General features: G+C 65.2%; 16 protein-coding genes and 1 pseudogene. 6 read left to right on the top strand and 11 right to left on the bottom strand.

Features of this window, described 5'->3' with window-relative positions; translation table 11 throughout:
- From ACXJL8_RS13595 to ACXJL8_RS13575, 5 genes and pseudogenes are all read right to left on the bottom strand, one after another.
- Nucleotides 1-212, bottom strand: a pseudogene (locus ACXJL8_RS13595) (GNAT family N-acetyltransferase); the annotation flags it as partial.
- A gap of 137 nt (nucleotides 213-349) precedes the next feature.
- Nucleotides 350-865 carry a GNAT family N-acetyltransferase gene (locus ACXJL8_RS13590; protein WP_456620430.1) on the bottom strand — a complete coding sequence of 172 codons (516 nt, stop codon included), beginning with the start codon at nucleotides 863-865 and terminating at the stop codon, nucleotides 350-352.
- A 57-nt stretch (nucleotides 866-922) separates the two neighbouring features.
- On the bottom strand, nucleotides 923-1858 hold the full coding sequence (locus ACXJL8_RS13585; protein WP_456620429.1) for a glycosyltransferase family 2 protein: 936 nt from the start codon (nucleotides 1856-1858) through the stop codon (nucleotides 923-925).
- Complete coding sequence (locus tag ACXJL8_RS13580) at nucleotides 1855-3006, bottom strand: hypothetical protein (RefSeq protein ID WP_456620428.1); 1152 nt, start codon at nucleotides 3004-3006, stop codon at nucleotides 1855-1857. Before ACXJL8_RS13580 ends, ACXJL8_RS13585 begins: the two co-directional genes overlap by 4 nt.
- 48 nt (nucleotides 3007-3054) lie before the next feature.
- Nucleotides 3055-3546, bottom strand: a complete 492-nt coding sequence (locus ACXJL8_RS13575) for an NUDIX domain-containing protein (RefSeq protein WP_456620427.1) — start codon at nucleotides 3544-3546, stop codon at nucleotides 3055-3057.
- A gap of 92 nt (nucleotides 3547-3638) precedes the next feature.
- Here ACXJL8_RS13575 and ACXJL8_RS13570 point away from each other — a divergent pair, with 92 nt between their 5' ends.
- The gene (locus ACXJL8_RS13570) at nucleotides 3639-4520 is read left to right on the top strand and encodes a metallophosphoesterase family protein (protein ID WP_456620426.1); all 882 of its coding nucleotides are present in this window, start codon (nucleotides 3639-3641) and stop codon (nucleotides 4518-4520) included.
- A gap of 122 nt (nucleotides 4521-4642) precedes the next feature.
- On the opposite strand, the gene ACXJL8_RS13565 is transcribed toward ACXJL8_RS13570, so the two are convergent.
- The 3 genes from ACXJL8_RS13565 to ACXJL8_RS13555 form a co-directional block, all read right to left on the bottom strand.
- Nucleotides 4643-5197: a hypothetical protein gene (locus tag ACXJL8_RS13565; protein WP_456620425.1), complete on the bottom strand. Its 555-nt coding sequence runs from the start codon at nucleotides 5195-5197 to the stop codon at nucleotides 4643-4645.
- 186 nt (nucleotides 5198-5383) lie between these two features.
- The gene (locus ACXJL8_RS13560; protein WP_018323282.1) at nucleotides 5384-5593 is read right to left on the bottom strand and encodes a DUF4170 domain-containing protein; all 210 of its coding nucleotides are present in this window, start codon (nucleotides 5591-5593) and stop codon (nucleotides 5384-5386) included.
- 30 nt (nucleotides 5594-5623) lie between these two features.
- Entirely contained in the window at nucleotides 5624-7264 is a 1641-nt protein-coding gene (locus ACXJL8_RS13555; protein WP_456620424.1) for an isocitrate lyase, read from the bottom strand.
- A gap of 241 nt (nucleotides 7265-7505) precedes the next feature.
- Here ACXJL8_RS13555 and ACXJL8_RS13550 point away from each other — a divergent pair, with 241 nt between their 5' ends.
- Entirely contained in the window at nucleotides 7506-8951 is a 1446-nt protein-coding gene (locus ACXJL8_RS13550; RefSeq protein WP_456620423.1) for a helix-turn-helix domain-containing protein, read from the top strand.
- 180 nt (nucleotides 8952-9131) lie between these two features.
- Here ACXJL8_RS13550 and ACXJL8_RS13545 read toward each other — a convergent pair whose 3' ends face one another.
- Entirely contained in the window at nucleotides 9132-9425 is a 294-nt protein-coding gene (locus ACXJL8_RS13545) for an antibiotic biosynthesis monooxygenase (protein ID WP_027522803.1), read from the bottom strand.
- A 229-nt stretch (nucleotides 9426-9654) separates the two neighbouring features.
- On the opposite strand from ACXJL8_RS13545, the gene ACXJL8_RS13540 reads away from it, so the two are divergent.
- Both ACXJL8_RS13540 and ACXJL8_RS13535 read left to right on the top strand, forming a co-directional pair.
- Nucleotides 9655-10455 (top strand): hypothetical protein, encoded by an 801-nt coding sequence (locus ACXJL8_RS13540; RefSeq protein ID WP_456620422.1) that lies wholly within the window; start codon nucleotides 9655-9657, stop codon nucleotides 10453-10455.
- Nucleotides 10456-10628: 173 nt separating this feature from the next.
- Nucleotides 10629-10973: a hypothetical protein gene (locus tag ACXJL8_RS13535; RefSeq protein WP_456620421.1), complete on the top strand. Its 345-nt coding sequence runs from the start codon at nucleotides 10629-10631 to the stop codon at nucleotides 10971-10973.
- 160 nt (nucleotides 10974-11133) lie between these two features.
- Here the strand turns inward: ACXJL8_RS13535 and ACXJL8_RS13530 are convergent, their stop codons facing one another.
- Entirely contained in the window at nucleotides 11134-11760 is a 627-nt protein-coding gene (locus tag ACXJL8_RS13530; protein WP_456620420.1) for a tetratricopeptide repeat protein, read from the bottom strand.
- Between the two features lie 138 nt (nucleotides 11761-11898).
- Complete coding sequence (gene htpX, locus ACXJL8_RS13525) at nucleotides 11899-12870, bottom strand: zinc metalloprotease HtpX (protein WP_456620419.1); 972 nt, start codon at nucleotides 12868-12870, stop codon at nucleotides 11899-11901.
- A gap of 286 nt (nucleotides 12871-13156) precedes the next feature.
- Here htpX and ACXJL8_RS13520 point away from each other — a divergent pair, with 286 nt between their 5' ends.
- Together ACXJL8_RS13520 and ACXJL8_RS13515 are read left to right on the top strand one after the other, a co-directional pair.
- On the top strand, nucleotides 13157-14503 hold the full coding sequence (locus ACXJL8_RS13520) for an HlyD family secretion protein (RefSeq protein ID WP_456620418.1): 1347 nt from the start codon (nucleotides 13157-13159) through the stop codon (nucleotides 14501-14503).
- Nucleotides 14503-15498, top strand: a 996-nt coding sequence (locus ACXJL8_RS13515; RefSeq protein ID WP_456685102.1) for a glycosyltransferase family 2 protein, incomplete at its 3' end; no start/stop codon positions are given. The genes ACXJL8_RS13520 and ACXJL8_RS13515, both read left to right, overlap by 1 nt.

Here is a 15498-nt window from a genome sequence, read left to right as displayed (position 1 = left end):
CCCCTGAGAACACATAGGCCGAGAGGCGCGCCGACCGGGCCGACAACATAGACATTGGGGAGCGCGGCCTCGAGCCGATCGCGAAAGCTCGCAAGCGTGCGGAGGCGGATCAGCTCAGGCGGCGCAAAAGCCGCATGCGATTCGTGCCAGACGTCGTGCCACAACCGCGCGAGATGATCGATCTCACCAGGATCAGCCGGCCTCACCTGCATCTGCGATACTCCCGTAGCCCGGATGGAGCAGTAGCGTAATCCGGGTTCTATCCGCATAGCGACATCGTCCCGGATTGCGCGGAGCCTGTCATCGGGCGGCGCTTCGCGCCGACCCGTTGGCTCCATCCGGGCTACAGCTACCCCCGCGCCTTGCTCCAGTCGGGGCCGACCGCCCCCGACACGCCCTCGAACGCGCCGTCGACGAGCTCGAACACCAGGATGCGGCCGGCGTCGACCGGGCCGGGCATGGTGACGCGGCCCTTGGCGACCGGCTTGAAGCCGACGCGGCTGTAATAGGGCTCATCGCCGACCAGCAGCACCAGGCGGTGACCCTTCTCCTTCGCGTCCTTCAGCGCGCGCTCCATCAGGAGCCGCCCGACACCGCGGCCGCGGAACGGCGGCTCGACCGTGAGCGGCCCGAGCAGCAGCGCCGGCGTCTCGCCGACCAGGATCGGCAGCTGCCGCACAGAGCCGACCAGCAGCGTGCCAATGCGGGCGGTGAAGGAGAGGTCGAGCAGATGGTCGACATGCTCGCGGATCCGATAGGCGCTGAGCACGAAACGGCCGGGGCCGAAGGTGCGCTCGTGCAACCGCTCGATCGCCTGGGCGTCGCCGGCGGCTTCGGGAAGAATGGTGACTGAGAGATCGTTCATGTTATGTCGCGGAGTAGCATTTGCGCATGCGGAGGTCCATGGGAGCGAGCCCCGACTTCAGTCCCTTTTCAGCGCCGGTTGGGACAGATAGGCGAGCATCTTCATTTCCCGCCGCCCGCGCGTCACGGTGTCCAGCACGAGCCCCGACGACACCGACAACAGCGCCATGATCATCAATCCCATCGACAGGATGGCCGTCGGAAAGCGCGGCACGAGACCTGTTTCGATGAAGGTGATGACAATCGGGATCGCGAGGATGATCGCGACCAGCGCCAGCAGAATTCCGATCACCGTGAAGAATCGCAACGGCCGCTCCGAGCGATAAAGCTTCAGGATGGTGCCGAGGATGCTAAAACCGTCGCGCCAGGTGTTGAGCTTCGAGAACGAGCCTTCCGGGCGCGCATAATAGGGCGTCTCGACCTCGGCGACCGGCAGCGACAATTCCAGCGCGTAGACCGCGAGCTCGGTCTCGATCTCGAAACCGTCGGAGAGCACGGGGAAGGATTTGACGAAACGGCGCGAAAAAATCCGGTAGCCGGACAGGATGTCCTTGAACTCCTGTCCGAAGGTCGACGACAGGAAGCCCGTCAGCATGCGGTTGCCGGTGCGGTGGCCRAGCCGGTAGGCGGCTTGCACCTGGTCAACGCGAAGGCCGACCACCATGTCGAGATGATCGTCGAGCAGCTTGTCGATCATTCGGGGCGCGCTCGGCGCGTCGTAGGTCGCATCGCCATCGACCAGCACGTAGACGTCGGCCTCGACATCCGCGAACATGCGCCGGACCACGTGGCCCTTGCCCTGCCGCCGCTCGCTGCGCACGATCGCGCCGGCCTCGCGCGCGACGGAAGCGGTGCGGTCGCGCGAATTGTTGTCGTAGACGTAGATCTCGGCCGAGGGCAGCGCCTTGCGAAAATCGGCAACGACGGTCGCGACCGCCGCTTCCTCGTTGTAGCAGGGCACCAGCACCGCGATGCGAAATGGCGTGGACATCATCGCGGCAGAACTCCCAGGTTGGCCCGCGCGCGCCGCAGCGGCGCGGCCTGCCGCGCCTCTTCCGGCTGCATCAGCCAGGCAAACGACACGCTCCACAAAGACAGCATCGCGATCGGCACCACATAGTAGGGCGTGAAGACCGGATGACTCAGGAAGAAGACGAGGTTGATCGCGAGATTGCTGGCGACGACGAGCGCGACCTGCCGCACGCTGCCCTCACCCACCCGCAACAGCCACGCCGTCGAACCGATCGCCAGCACGATCAGCACGAACTGCATGTCGCGCAGATATTGGCCGAGAACGGCGAAGTCGAAGGCCGGCGCGACCACGTCGGCGCTGCCGTAAGTGGTGGCGAACGGGCTGCCGGCATTGATGGCCTGGGCGATCAGCGTCGGCGCCATGCCGACGAGCACGCCGGCGCCGAAGCCGAGGCCCTGCAAGAAGGTGGCAAGCTTGCGCGACCACACGAAGGGAATGCCGAGGAACAGGAAGTAGCCGGCCGCGAGCAGCGCGTTCGGCAATCTGAAATTGACGGAGGCACCGAGCAGGAGGCCGATCAGCGCGATCAGCAAGACACTGCGCTTGTCCCTGGTCAGCCACAGGGCGGTCAGGAATCCCGCGATGGCTGAGATCGCCATGGTCGGCGCGACCGAATAGCTCGCCTTCGCCGGATTGATCATGAGATAGACGGCAAGCGCGCCGAATACGCCCGCCCCCACGATCGAAGGCAGCGTTCGCGCCATGAAGATGCCGAGCAGCGCAAGACCGCAGACGATCAGGCTGGCGGCAATGTAGAGCGGCACCACCTGGTGGCCTTGTGGAAACAGCGCCAGCAGAAATCCGGTCCCCGGCGGATATTGCATCACCACCTTGCCGTTCGGCATCGGGTTGTGACAGGGCCAGCGGATCGGGTCGCGCCATTCGGCGAACGCGATCTCCTTCATCTTGTCCTCGAAATAATGATCGTAATCCAACAGGGCATTGGTGTTCAGCCCACCGATGCCGAGGCGCTGGAACAGATGCGCCTGCCGGAGATAGCAGATGTCGTCATAGACCCCGCGCGCCTCGCTCCAGCGCGACATCGTGACGATGTTGCTGGCGAGGATCGCAAGGCAGATCAGGCCGAAGGCGAATTTTGCAATCTTCATCCGGTTTCCGCGGCACCCGTTCCGGCCGGTTACTAGCACAGCCCGCCCTCACCGCCACGTCGCAATCAGCGGCGTGCCGTCGAGCACTTCCGCGAGCCGCAGCCGCGTGCCGGGCGTGGTCCCCTCGGGCAGCGCGCCGGCCGCGAAGAATCCGGATGCGACGATTTCATGGTTGGGCTGCGGCAGGCGCTCCTGCCGGAAATGCCTGACCACGTAGACCGCGACATGGTCGCGGCGGGAGACGTGGCTGTTGAGGAAGATGCCGTGCAGCACGGCCTCGCCGGTGAGATCGATATCGCCTTCCTCCTTGAGCTCGCGCCGCATCGCCTGCTCCATGGTCTCGCCGAAATCGACGCCGCCGCCGGGCAGATACCAGCCGGTGACATAGCTGTGCTTGACCAGGAAGACCCTGTTGTCGGCGTCCAGCACCACGGCGCGGACGCCGAGGGTCATGCCGCGGACAAGCAGGAAATAGGCGTGGAAGACTCGCCGCAGCAGCGGCTCGAATCTCCGTCGCATCCAGTCCAGACGATCCCCCATCAGGCTCCCTTGACGTCCCTTTTCAGGCTTCCCTTGCGCTGATGTCGCGACCTTGCCATTACAGCGCAGGAATTGCGAGGCAATCGCGCGCCATGGCCCCCTTCACGCTCGCCCATCTGTCCGACCCGCATCTGCCGCCGTTGCCGAAGCCGCGGCTGATCGAGCTCGCGGGCAAGCGTGCGCTCGGCTATGTCAACTGGACGCGCAACCGCCACAAGTACCAGCGCCGCGAGGTGCTCGACGTGCTGGTCGCCGACATGCAGGCGCAGGCGCCCGACCACATCGCGGTGACCGGCGACCTCGTCAACCTGGCATTGGAAGCAGAATTCGGCCCCGCACGCGCGTGGCTCGACGGCGTCGGCCCGCCCGACCGCGTCACCACGATTCCCGGCAATCACGACGCCTATGTCCGCGCTACCTATCATCGCTTTGGCGAGACATTTGCGCCCTATCTTGCCGGCGACGACGGCAGCATCGGCTTCCCCGCCATCCGCCGGCGCGGACCGCTGGCGCTGATCAGCCTGTCCACGGCGGTGCCGACCTTGCCGTTGATGGCGACCGGCACGCTCGGGCGCGACCAGCTCGCAGCCCTCGAACAGATCCTCGAACGGCTTGCGGCCGAGGACGTCTTTCGCGTGCTGCTGGTCCATCACCCCCTGAAGTCGAGGGCGCGCCAGAAGCGGCTGACCGATTCGGCCGATCTGCTGGCGCTGATCAGGCGCCGCGGTGTCGAGCTGATCCTGCACGGGCACGACCACATTCATTCGACCATGTGGTTCGACGGCCCCAACGGCAACATTCCCGCAATCGGCGTGCCGTCGGCCTCCGCGCTCGCGCATGGGCGCTATCCCGCGGCCGCCTACAATCTGTTCGCGATCGAGAAGGACAATGCCGGCTGGCGCTGCGAGCAGACGGTGCGGAGCCTCAATCCCGGTCTGCAGGTCCGCCAGATCAAGCATGCAAGGTTGATTTGAGGTGCCTGTCATTCCGGGGCATGCGAAGCATGAGCCCGGAATCCATCGGGCCTCAGCATGTGCGGATAAATGGATTCCGGGTTCGCGCTGACGCGCGCCCCGGAATGACGGCGGAGAGGAATTCACCAGCTCCGCAGGACCGCAAGCACGGCGACGCCGAACAATGCGGCTGCACCGAGGATGAAGCCGAACACGAACGGCCACACGCGCGAGCGGCGCGGCTGCTCCGGCGTGGCGGGCTTCGGCTCGGGCAGGACCACCATGGCATGCTCGCGCTCGATCATGCGGCGCGCGACATAGTCGGTCACGGCCTCGACGATGACAGCCGTGTCGTGCGATTCGGCGAGCACGATGCGGCCGAATCGGGTGTCCTGGACGAAGCGGTACAGCCGCTTGTCGCGACCCATCAGGATGTGGGCGACGACGTCGATCCACAGCCGCGGCGTATCGCCCTGGCTGATGCCGCGGTCGAACAAATCGACCTGCTCGGGCACCTGCGCGAACAAGGGATCGAGCGCGTCGTTCAGGATCTCCAGCCGCGCCACCTCGGCATCCCTGAGGTCGACGACCACGCCGGTCCGGTCGGCGGCCTCGATCCGCGCCCGCAGCAGCGCGTCGCGCAGCCGCACCGGGCGCGGCTGGCTGGGATGGGTCCCGCTGGTCTCGGGCTCTGACATTGTCGGCCTCGTCCTCACTCACCGCCATTAACCTATCAGCAACCAAGACGTCCGCAAAGGGCCCATAATTCCAGATACTTACGGCGCCCACAGCTCCTTCACTGTGCCAAAAACAGACGATCCCACCCGGCTTGCGCCGGATGGGACCCTCCGTCCTTGGACGTTTCTTGATTAGTCAGGCAGCCGTCAGGCCGAGACCCGCGACGGCTCTTCCACGATCGAGAAGCGGACGCCGGCCTTGTGGCGGTTCTCCTCCGAGACAGTGCGCCAGGCATCCTCGGCTTCCTTGCGGGTCTTGAACGGACCCTGCACCTGGGCCGAGCCTTCCACGAGCTTGTGGAAGTTCATCGAACCGAACTCGCCGCCGATCACCCAGAAATTGCTGCCTTTGGTCATTGTCAGTCTCCTGTCGAATAGCGTGGCGCGTTAGCCGAACTGGTTCATCGTGTTGTGGGCGCCGCCCGCCTTCAGAGCGGCTTCACCTGCGAAATATTCCTTGTGGTCGTCTCCGATATCGGAGCCGGCCATGTTCTGATGCTTGGCGCAGGCGATGCCCTGACGGATCTCCTGGCGCTGAACATTCTTCACGTAGCCCAGCATGCCCTGCTCGCCGAAATACTCTCTGGCGAGATTGTCCGTCGACAGAGCCGCCGTGTGATAGGTCGGCAACGTGATCAGATGGTGGAAGATGCCGGCACGCTTGGCTGAATCGGCCTGGAAGGTGCGGATGCGCTCGTCGGCTTCAATGGCCAGCGGCGTATCGTCGTATTCCGGCTTCATCAGGTCGGCGCGGTTGTACTTGCTGACATCCTTGCCGGCTTCCTTCATCGCATCGTAGACCTGCCAACGGAAGTTGAGCGTCCAGTTGAACGAGGGCGAGTTGTTGTAGGCCAGCTTCGCGTTCGGAATGACCTCGCGAATGCGGTCGACCATCTTGGCGATCTGCTCGATATGCGGCTTCTCGGTCTCGATCCACAGCAGGTCGGCACCGTTCTGCAGCGAGGTGATGCTGTCGAGCACGCAGCGGTCTTCGCCGGTGCCGGCGCGGAACTGGTAGAGGTTGCTGGCGAGCCGCTTCGGACGCATCATCTTTCCGTTGCGGTTGATGATGACATCACCGTTGCGGGCGTTCTCCGCCGTCACTTCCTCGCAATCCAGGAAGCTGTTGTACTGATCGCCGATGTCGCCGGGCTTGTGGCTGACGGCGATCTGCTGCGTGAGGCCGGCGCCGAGCGAGTCGGTGCGGGTCACGATGATGCCATCTTCGACGCCGAGCTCGAGGAAGGCGTGGCGGCAGGCCCGGATCTTGGCCAGGAACACCTCGTGCGGCACGGTGACCTTGCCGTCCTGGTGGCCGCACTGCTTCTCGTCGGAGACCTGGTTTTCGATCTGGAGCGCGCAGGCGCCCGCTTCGATCATCTTCTTGGCGAGCAGATAGGTCGCCTCCGCATTGCCGAAGCCGGCGTCGATGTCGGCGATGACGGGCACGACATGGGTCTGGAAGTTGTCGATCTTCTCGATCAGCTCCTTCTCGCGGGTCTTGTCGCCTTCCTTGCGCGCCTTGTCGAGCGTGCGGAAGATATCGTTGAGCTCGCGCGAGTCCGCCTGACGCAGGAAGGTGTAGAGCTCCTCGATCAGCGCCGGCACCGAGGTCTTCTCGTGCATCGACTGGTCGGGCAGCGGTCCGAACTCGGAACGCAGCGCCGCGATCATCCAGCCCGAGAGATACAGGTAGGTGCGATCGGTCTTGCCACCGAAGTGCTTCTTGACCGAGATCAGCTTCTGCTGCGCGATGAAGCCATGCCAGCAGCCGAGCGACTGGGTGTACTTGGTGGGATCGGCATCATAGGCAGCCATATCGCTGCGCATCAGCGCCGCAGTGTAGCGGGCGACGTCGAGGCCGGTCCTGAAGCGGTTCTGCAGACGCATGCGCGCCACGGCTTCGGCGGTCACCCCGTTCCAGGTCGGCTGGGTCTTGAGGAGCGCTTCAGCAGCGCCAACCTCGCTCAGATAGGAAGCGGGTCCCTGGATCGCCTGGTCACTGAGTCCACGTGGCTGGTAGTTCATCTGCGTAATCCTTTCGGTGACGACAAATGCAGCGTTAGTCCGCTATTCGTCTCGACATTCTTGACAGTGCATTGCGAAATGCGTGGCGATAGCTAAACGCGAGAAAGCGAAGTTCGTATAGATGGCTTGTATTCGAATGGTGATGTCATGTAACATCGGTACATGTAATAGATGTTATTTTGTAAAGTTTGTAAAATTATAGGTCAGCGAGACTGTCCTTGATGCCACTGGAGACGTGAAAATGCCCGCCGATTCCGGGAAGAAGCTGTTCGTCGGCCCGCGCTTCCGGAGGATCCGGCAGCAATTGGGGCTGTCGCAGACCCAGATCGCCGAGGGGCTCGGAATCTCGCCGAGCTACATCAACCTGATCGAGCGCAACCAGCGCCCGGTGACGGCGCAGATCCTGCTGCGGCTGGCGGAGACCTACGACCTCGACCTCAGGGACCTCGCCACCGCCGACGAGGACCGCTTCTTCGCCGAGCTAAACGAGATCTTTTCCGATCCGCTGTTCCGCCAGATCGACGTGCCCAAGCAGGAGCTGCGCGACCTCGCCGAGCTCTGCCCGGGCGTCACCCATGCGCTGCAACGGCTCTATGCGGCCTATACCGAGGCGCGCCAGGGCGAGACGCTGGCGGCGGCGCAGATGGCCGACCGCGACGTCGGCACGCGCTATGAGGCCAATCCGGTCGAGCGCGTGCGCGAGCTGATCGAGGCCAACCGCAACTATTTTCCGGAGCTCGAGCAGGCCGCCGAAACCCTGCGCGACGAGTTGAACGTGCCGGCCGAAGGGCTCTATGCCGCGCTCGCCGCGCGTCTGCGTGAAAAACATTCGGTCCAGACCCGCATCATGCCGGTCGACGTGATGCGGGAGACGCTGCGGCGTTTCGACCGCCACCGCCGCCAGCTCCTGATCTCCGAGCTGGTCGACCCGGCCGGCCGCGCGTTCCAGCTCGCCTTCCAGCTGGGCTTAGGCGAATGCACGCAGCATCTGGAAACCATCATCGGCCGCGCCGGCCCGCTCGACGACGCACCGCGCCGCCTGTTCCGCATCACGCTCGCCAACTACTTCGCCGCCGCGGTGATGATGCCCTACCCGGCGTTCCTGGCTGCCGCCGAGGCCTTGAACTACGACATCCATTTGCTGGCGCAGCGCTTCAATTCCGGCTTCGAGCAGGTCTGCCATCGCCTCACCACCTTGCAGCGGCCGAACGCGCGCGGCATTCCCTTCTTCCTGCTGCGCGTCGACAATGCCGGCAACGTGTCGAAGCGCTTCTCGTCCGGCACCTTCCCGTTCTCGAAGTTCGGCGGCACCTGTCCTTTGTGGAACGTGCATTCGACCTTCGACACGCCGGACCGCCTGCTGAAGCAGGTGATCGAGCTGCCCGACGGGACGCGCTATTTCTCGATCGCGCAGATGGTACGCCGGCCGGTGGCGCCGCACCCGCTGCCCCAGCCGCGCTTCGCCATCGGCCTCGGCTGCGAGATGCGTCACGCCGCGCGCCTCGTCTACGCCTCCGGCATGGACCTGGAGAAGGCGGAAGGCACCCCGATCGGCGTCAATTGCCGCCTCTGCGAGCGCGAAAACTGCGCGCAACGCGCCGAGCCGCCAATCACGCGCACGCTGATCCTGGACGAGACGACACGGCGCATGAGCTCGTTCGCGTTCTCGAATGCACGGGAGTTGTGAGCGCGTTTGGCGGAAAACGCGCTCTACAATCTCGGTGTCGTCCCGGCGCAGGCCGGGACCCATAACCACCGCATCGTGTTTGGCGAAGACCGGTCGCTCCGATCTCGCGCCACAACTACTCCCTGGGATTATGGGTCCCGGCCTTCGCCGGGACGACATCGGAGAGAGCTCGCGCCGACGTCACGCCAGCGTATGCACGATCACCGGGCCCGCGGCGGCGCTCGCGTGTCCGGCGAGCAGCGGGCCCAGATCCTTCTCGATCCAGGCGATCGCACGCCGGTTCGCCTCCTCCGCCTGCTCGAACTTGTCGAAGATGGAGATCGCGGTCACCGTGTCGTCGCCGGCATAGACGACGTAATAGGCCCGAAAGCCGTCGACGTCGCTGATGATCGGAACGGCGCCCTCCTTGATGCGGCGCGCCAGCTCTTCCGCGCTCCCGCTTTTCGCCTTGGCCTGACGGATGGCGGCGTACATGGCATCCTCCCTTCCGACTGTTGAACAGGGGCTTGGTGCCCGAGCCGGATGTTACGCCGAAGCGCGGACCCGGGATACCTCCTTGGTTAACCCTGGACTAACCCGCCCCTCGCGGTCTGCAACGAACCATTAAGCACGCCTCAACATCGGCGCCTTAGTCTCGCCCCACTCACTTTTCGCAAACAACGGCGGCCTATTCTGCCGGCTGAAGTGACATCAGGGGGTTCATATGCGCATTGCGCTGCTGCTGACCGCGACCGTTATCGGCGCGCTCTTCGCCAATCCATCCAATGCCGGGCCGCTCGAAGCTGACGCAGCTCAGCAATTGCCGCCGGGCTTCCAGAGCTACCGCGGCTACATGTTCGACCTGTCGGAGAACTCCGACCGCAAGGACGTCGACAAGCTCACCGACAATCTGAAGCGCCAGATCGACGTGGTCGAGGCGGCCGGCCTCTCGCCGCGCGTGCTGCGCTTCTTCCGCACCGTGCCGATCGTCGCGAGCGAGCTGGCCTGCCTCGACGAAGGCGCCGCGACCGCGTGTTACGGCCGGGTTGCCCCGAACGTGGAGCGCCGCGTCCCGCGCATGCTGACGGTGTGGGACCATAACAAGCAGCAATGGACCAATCCGAACGCCGTCGACCTCGCGGTCGATTCGGGGCTTGGCGTGATCATGCTGCGGCCGGACATGATGCGTTACGAAAAGGAGGCGGTGCTGCTGCACGAGCTGTTGCACGCCTATCACGCCCGGCTGTTGCCCGAYGGTTACGACAACAAGGGCGTCAGGGCCTATTACGCCTATGCCAAGTCCAAGGATCTCCTGCCCAAGGAGGCCTACGCGCTGAAGAATCACATGGAATTCTTTGCCGTGACTGCCAGCATCTTCCTGGCCGGGAAGAGCGAATTCCACGATCCAAAGTCCCGCGAGACGCTCAAGGAGAAGATGCCGGATTACTACAAATACCTGGTCGGCGTGTTCGGCTTCGACCCCGACCCGGCACCGTCAAGCGGACCGGTCGCCTCGCTGCAGTAAGGCAAAAGCGCGATCCCGCGCCAAAACACCTCAAGGGCCGCGCCCAGCGCGGCCCTTTTCGTTTTTGAACCGGAAGCTGCGGATGACGCACGGCCGGGAATTGCCAAGGCGGGGCCTGATCTGCATAGTCCCGCGCATCGATTTGGTGACTGTTTCGAAGAGGATAGAACAACATGGCGGACGCCGACCTGGATGTCGTGATCCGGCAACTGGCCAGACAAACGCATGCGGGCCTGATGACCCGTGCCAAGGAGCGACGGGATCGCTTCAACGCGCTGGCGGCCAAGGCCAAGGGCAAGGACACGAGCGCCCGCTTCAAGACGATGGCCAAGGCCACCATGGAGCAGGCCACCGCGGCTGCCAGGCGCCTGCAGATGTCCGCCGACAACGTCGCCGACAGCTACGCGCGTGCGATGCGGCTCGCCGCCAGCACACCCGTCGCGGCCAAGCCGGAGAAACCGGCGAAGGAGAAGCCGGTGAAGAAGGCGGCCAAGGCGAAGAAGAAAAAGGCGAAGTAGCGTGGTGTGCCTTCACCTCGCCCCGCTTGCGGGGAGAGGTCGGATCGCTTCAGCGATCCGGGTGAGGGGGTACAGGTCCCGCGGCAGTCTACCGTGTGGAGAGAGGCCCCTCACCCCAACCCTCTCCCCGTAAGAACGGGGAGAGGGAGAGAAATTTCTCTCACCGCCGCGTGGGCTCGGTATTGGTGAGCTCGGCAAGCTTCGCGCGCGCCGCCTCGCGCGTCTGGCCGTCCTTGCCGGCCGGCAGCGCCAGAGCCGCTTCGAAATCGGCGCGTGCATCGTCGGCCTGTCCCCGGGCGAGGAATGCCACGCCGCGATCGAAGCGGGCCCGCGCGTCCGACGGGTCGAGGCGGATCGCGGTGTTGTAGCTCAGGATGGCGCGATCGAGATCGCCCGTGGCGGCGAGCGCGAGGCCGCGCTGGTGATAGGGCGCGGCGAGCTTGGGATCATGCGCGATCGCTTCGTCATAATCCTCGATCGCGAGCTCCAGATCGCCGTTCTGCCACCGCGCGAAAGCGCGGTCACGGTAGAGCGGGGCGCGGTTGGGATTGAGGTGGATGGCCTCGTCGAAATCGGCGATCGCCCGCCGCCAGTCGCCATGGCGCAGCGCGATCCGTCCGCGCCCCTCATAGGCGAAGGCGATCAGTGAGCCGCGCAGCGGCGAGAAGCCGATCACGGCCGAGCAGATGTCGGGGTCATCCTCGTCGCCGCAATTGACGACCATGTGCGTGGACAGGCCGATGAGCACGCCCAGGACGATCAGCAATGGCACGGCAGCTTTGGTCATCTTCGGCGATGCCCGGCGACAGGCCGGGCACGCATCCCCTTTCGAACGAATAATCTCGCAGGGGTGTTAGCACCGGCCCGGACGATCCTGTGTGCGCCAAGTCACAAAGCCGGGCGCAAAATTCCGGCCGGTTCCGGATCAGCCCCAGGGACCACGTGAAGGACCACGTGAAGGACCGCGTGAGGGACCGCGCGAGGATGAGCGGCCCCATGGGCCCTGCGGCGGATAGTTCTCGTTCGCGCCGAGCGACGGGGGCGCATGCGTGCCGAGCTCGGCTGCCAGTTGCTGAAGCGCCGCGATGCGGTTCTGCGTCGAGGGATGGGTGGCGAAGAGATTGTCCACACCATGGCCCGACAGCGGGTTGATGATGAACATGTGCGCGGTTGCGGGGTTTCGCTCGGCCTCCAAGTTCGGGACCTGATGCGCGGCGCTCTCGATCTTGACCAGCGCCGATGCCAGCCACATCGGCTGACCGGCGATGCGCGCACCGAGATTGTCGGCGGCATATTCGCGGGTGCGGCTGATCGCCATCTGCACCAGCATGGCGCCGAGCGGTGCGAGGATCATCATCAGGATCGAGCCGACGATGCCGGGGCCGCTGTTGTTGTCGCGGTGGCCGCCGAAGAACATCCCGAACTGGGCGAGCATCGAGATTGCGCCCGCAATGGTCGCGGTGATCGTCATCAGCAGCGTGTCGTGATGCTTGATGTGCGCGAGCTCGTGCGCGATCACGCCGGCGAGTTCCTCGCGGCTGAGCTGGTGCATCAGGCCGGCGGTGACGGCGACGGCGGCATTTTCGGGATTGCGGCCGGTCGCGAACGCATTGGGTTGCGGCTCGTCGATCAGGAACACGCGCGGCATCGGCAGGCCGGCGCGGCCCGCGAGCTCGGCGACGAGACCGACCAGTTCCGGCGCGCTGGCGCGGTCGACCTCATGGGCGCCGTACATGCGGAGCACCATGCGGTCGGAGTTCCAGTAGGTGAAGAGATTGGTCGCCGCCGCAATGACGAGCGCGATCATGGCGCCGGCGGCACCGCCGATGAGATAGCCCACGCCCATGAACAGGGCGGTGAGGCCTGCGAGAAGCATTGCGGTACGAAGATAGTTCATGGCCGTCTCCCGGGCCGGCCCGGACAAGCCATTGGCCGGCGCCCTCGAAGTATGGACGCCACCGTGCACCGCAAGGTTTCAAGGTGCGTCGCCGGGCCGCAGACCGCAAACGCGCGGCCAGCCTTTGCGGCGTCGCTAAACCTTGACGGGGATTTGTGCAAAAACACGCGCGTAAGTTTAGAGACCTGGAAAGCGCAGCGTCGGCTTAATCCGCAATGACCGGCACGCCGCGCGGTCCTCGCGCATTGACCGGTTCCATTGGCTTCCCGTCGGCAAGGTGACCTTCATGGTAGACCGCTCGCGCGCCGCTTCCGTCGACCCCGGATCGACTCCCTCCTCTCACGACACAAAGAGTGACGCCAAGGCCTTGCAGGAGGCGCTGCAGGAGCAGCTGTTCGCTCATGAGGAACCCGACCACGTGCCCGATGCGCGGGCGGCGCCGGAACCGAGGCCGCGCTGGCCGCATCTGCGGCGCGGCGCCAAGATCGCCATCGGGCTTGCCATCATTGCCGTGTTCGGCTGGCTGCCGCTGCGCGCGATATGGGAGAATTCAAGCGTCGAGGCCGTGCTGAATTCCCGCCTCGTCACCCTGCGCACGCCGATCGGCGGGCGCGTGGCGGCCGCCCAGGGCGTCACCGATCAAGCCAAACTTGACGCCGGAACCGTGCTCCTGCGCGTCGTGAACTCGCGCGGCGATCGCACCCGGCTCGACGATCTGCGGCGGCAGAAATCGCGGCTGGAGCTCGAGCGGCCGAGCGTTGCCGCCAAGCTCGCCTCGGCCCAGGCCGCGCAAAAGGACCTGGCGCGGCAGGCCGCGCAATTCCGCGAGGGACGCGTGCTTCAGCTCGAGGCCCGCATCGCCGAGATCCAGACCTCGATCGAGGCGGCGGCAGCGCGGCGGGACGAAGCCAGCGCCGCCGTCGAGCGCGCATCCTCGCTCGCGAAATCCGGCAATGTCTCGACGGTCGAGCTGGCGCGGCTGACGCGCGAGCTTTCCGTGGCCCAGCAAACCGAACTCGGCGCGCGCAAGCGGCTGGATGCTGCAACGGTCGAGCTTGCTGCGGCAAAGAACGGCTCGTTCCTCGGCGACAGCTACAATGACCGCCCAAGCTCGGTCCAGCGCGAAGAGGAAATGCGCCAGCGTGCGAACGATCTCGCGGCCGATCTCGCCCGCACCGACACCGAAATCGCCTGGCTCGCCAACGAGATCATCATCGAGGAGGCTCGCTTCGCCGATCTGTCCGAAGCGAACATCACAACACCCGTCGCGGGCCGCGTCTGGGAAATGATGACCTCGCCGGGCGAGGACGTGCAGGCCGGCCAACCCCTGCTCAAGGTGCTCGATTGCAGCGGCGCCGTCATCACGGCCAATGTCACCGAGAACGTCTACAACCGCTTGCAACTCGGCGACCGCGCCAGCTTCGAGCCGAATGACGGCGGCGAGCCGATCTCCGGCACCGTGGTCAATCTGACCGGCGCCGCCGGCGCGCCCGCCAATCTTGCCATCAATCCCGATGCACTGAGCAAGGAGCCCTATCGCGTCACCGTGGCGATTGGCGATGCCGCCGCGCACGGCTGTACGGTCGGGCGGACGGGCCGCGTCGTGTTTGCCCGGCACGAGACCGCGCCGTGATGACGGGGTTGACGCCAGGCCTGATTGCGCTCGGCGCCTTCATGGCGGTCGTGCCGCTGCTCAGGCGCGACAGCACGATGGCGCGCTCGTTCATGGCCGTTGTCTCGCTGGTGTTCCTGCTCCGCTACCTCTATTGGCGTGTCACGGCGACGCTCCCGCCACCGCATCTGACCGCGGACGCCGTGATCGGTTATCCCTTCATGCTGCTGGAGGCGGCCTCGCTCGTCGCGGTCGCATTGTCCCTGCTGTTTCTGAGCCGGACCGTCGACCGCACCGGCGCGGCAAGGATAGACGGCCGGGCCATCGATCCACACGCGCCTCTGATCGACGTCTTCATCTGCACTTACAACGAGGAACGATCCATCCTCGAGCGCACGATCATCGGCGCGACCGGCATGGAGTACGGCAAGTATCGCGTCTGGGTGCTCGACGACGGCCGACGCCCCTGGCTGCGGCGCCTCGCGAGCGAACTCGGCTGCCATTATCTCATACGGCCCGACAACCACCACGCCAAGGCGGGCAACATCAACCATGCGCTCAAGCACGTCGGCGCCCTGCCGGAGCGACCGGATTTCGTGGCCATTCTTGACGCGGACTTCGTGCCGCGGCCCGACTTCCTCGCGCGCACCATCTCCCTCATGGACGACGCTTCGGTCGGCGTGGTGCAGACGCCGCAGCACTTCATCAATCCCGACCCGATCCAGACCAACCTCGCTGCGACCGATGTATGGCCCGACGAGCAGCGCTTCTTCTTCGACATCCTGCTGCCGGCCAAGGACGCCTGGGGCGTCGCGTTTTGCTGCGGCACCTCATCCCTCATTCGCTATGCCGGGCTGGTGAAGATCGGCGGTTTCCCGACCGACTCGGTGACGGAAGACTACCTCGTCACCCTTCGCCTGAAGGAAAACGGCCTCAACACGGTCTATCTCAACGAGCGGTTGACGATCGGGCTCGCGCCCGAGGGGCTGAAGGAATACATCACCCAGCGTGCCCGC

This window comes from Bradyrhizobium sp. P5_C11_2 (genome assembly GCF_054049755.1).
The sequence above is the reverse complement of the archived record's forward strand: the minus strand, read 5'-3'. Positions and strand labels throughout refer to the sequence as shown.

Coding starts and splice junctions, on each gene's coding strand:
- ACXJL8_RS13550 (WP_456620423.1), top strand. CDS start 7,506: ATGCCCGCCGATTCCGGGAAGAAGCTGTTCGTCGGCCCGCGCTTCCGG.
- ACXJL8_RS13565 (WP_456620425.1), bottom strand. CDS start 5,197: ATGTCAGAGCCCGAGACCAGCGGGACCCATCCCAGCCAGCCGCGCCCG.
- ACXJL8_RS13520 (WP_456620418.1), top strand. CDS start 13,157: ATGGTAGACCGCTCGCGCGCCGCTTCCGTCGACCCCGGATCGACTCCC.
- ACXJL8_RS13555 (WP_456620424.1), bottom strand. CDS start 7,264: ATGAACTACCAGCCACGTGGACTCAGTGACCAGGCGATCCAGGGACCC.
- ACXJL8_RS13560 (WP_018323282.1), bottom strand. CDS start 5,593: ATGACCAAAGGCAGCAATTTCTGGGTGATCGGCGGCGAGTTCGGTTCG.
- ACXJL8_RS13590 (WP_456620430.1), bottom strand. CDS start 865: ATGAACGATCTCTCAGTCACCATTCTTCCCGAAGCCGCCGGCGACGCC.
- ACXJL8_RS13530 (WP_456620420.1), bottom strand. CDS start 11,760: ATGACCAAAGCTGCCGTGCCATTGCTGATCGTCCTGGGCGTGCTCATC.
- htpX (WP_456620419.1), bottom strand. CDS start 12,870: ATGAACTATCTTCGTACCGCAATGCTTCTCGCAGGCCTCACCGCCCTG.
- ACXJL8_RS13580 (WP_456620428.1), bottom strand. CDS start 3,006: ATGAAGATTGCAAAATTCGCCTTCGGCCTGATCTGCCTTGCGATCCTC.
- ACXJL8_RS13545 (WP_027522803.1), bottom strand. CDS start 9,425: ATGTACGCCGCCATCCGTCAGGCCAAGGCGAAAAGCGGGAGCGCGGAA.
- ACXJL8_RS13575 (WP_456620427.1), bottom strand. CDS start 3,546: ATGGGGGATCGTCTGGACTGGATGCGACGGAGATTCGAGCCGCTGCTG.
- ACXJL8_RS13570 (WP_456620426.1), top strand. CDS start 3,639: ATGGCCCCCTTCACGCTCGCCCATCTGTCCGACCCGCATCTGCCGCCG.
- ACXJL8_RS13535 (WP_456620421.1), top strand. CDS start 10,629: ATGGCGGACGCCGACCTGGATGTCGTGATCCGGCAACTGGCCAGACAA.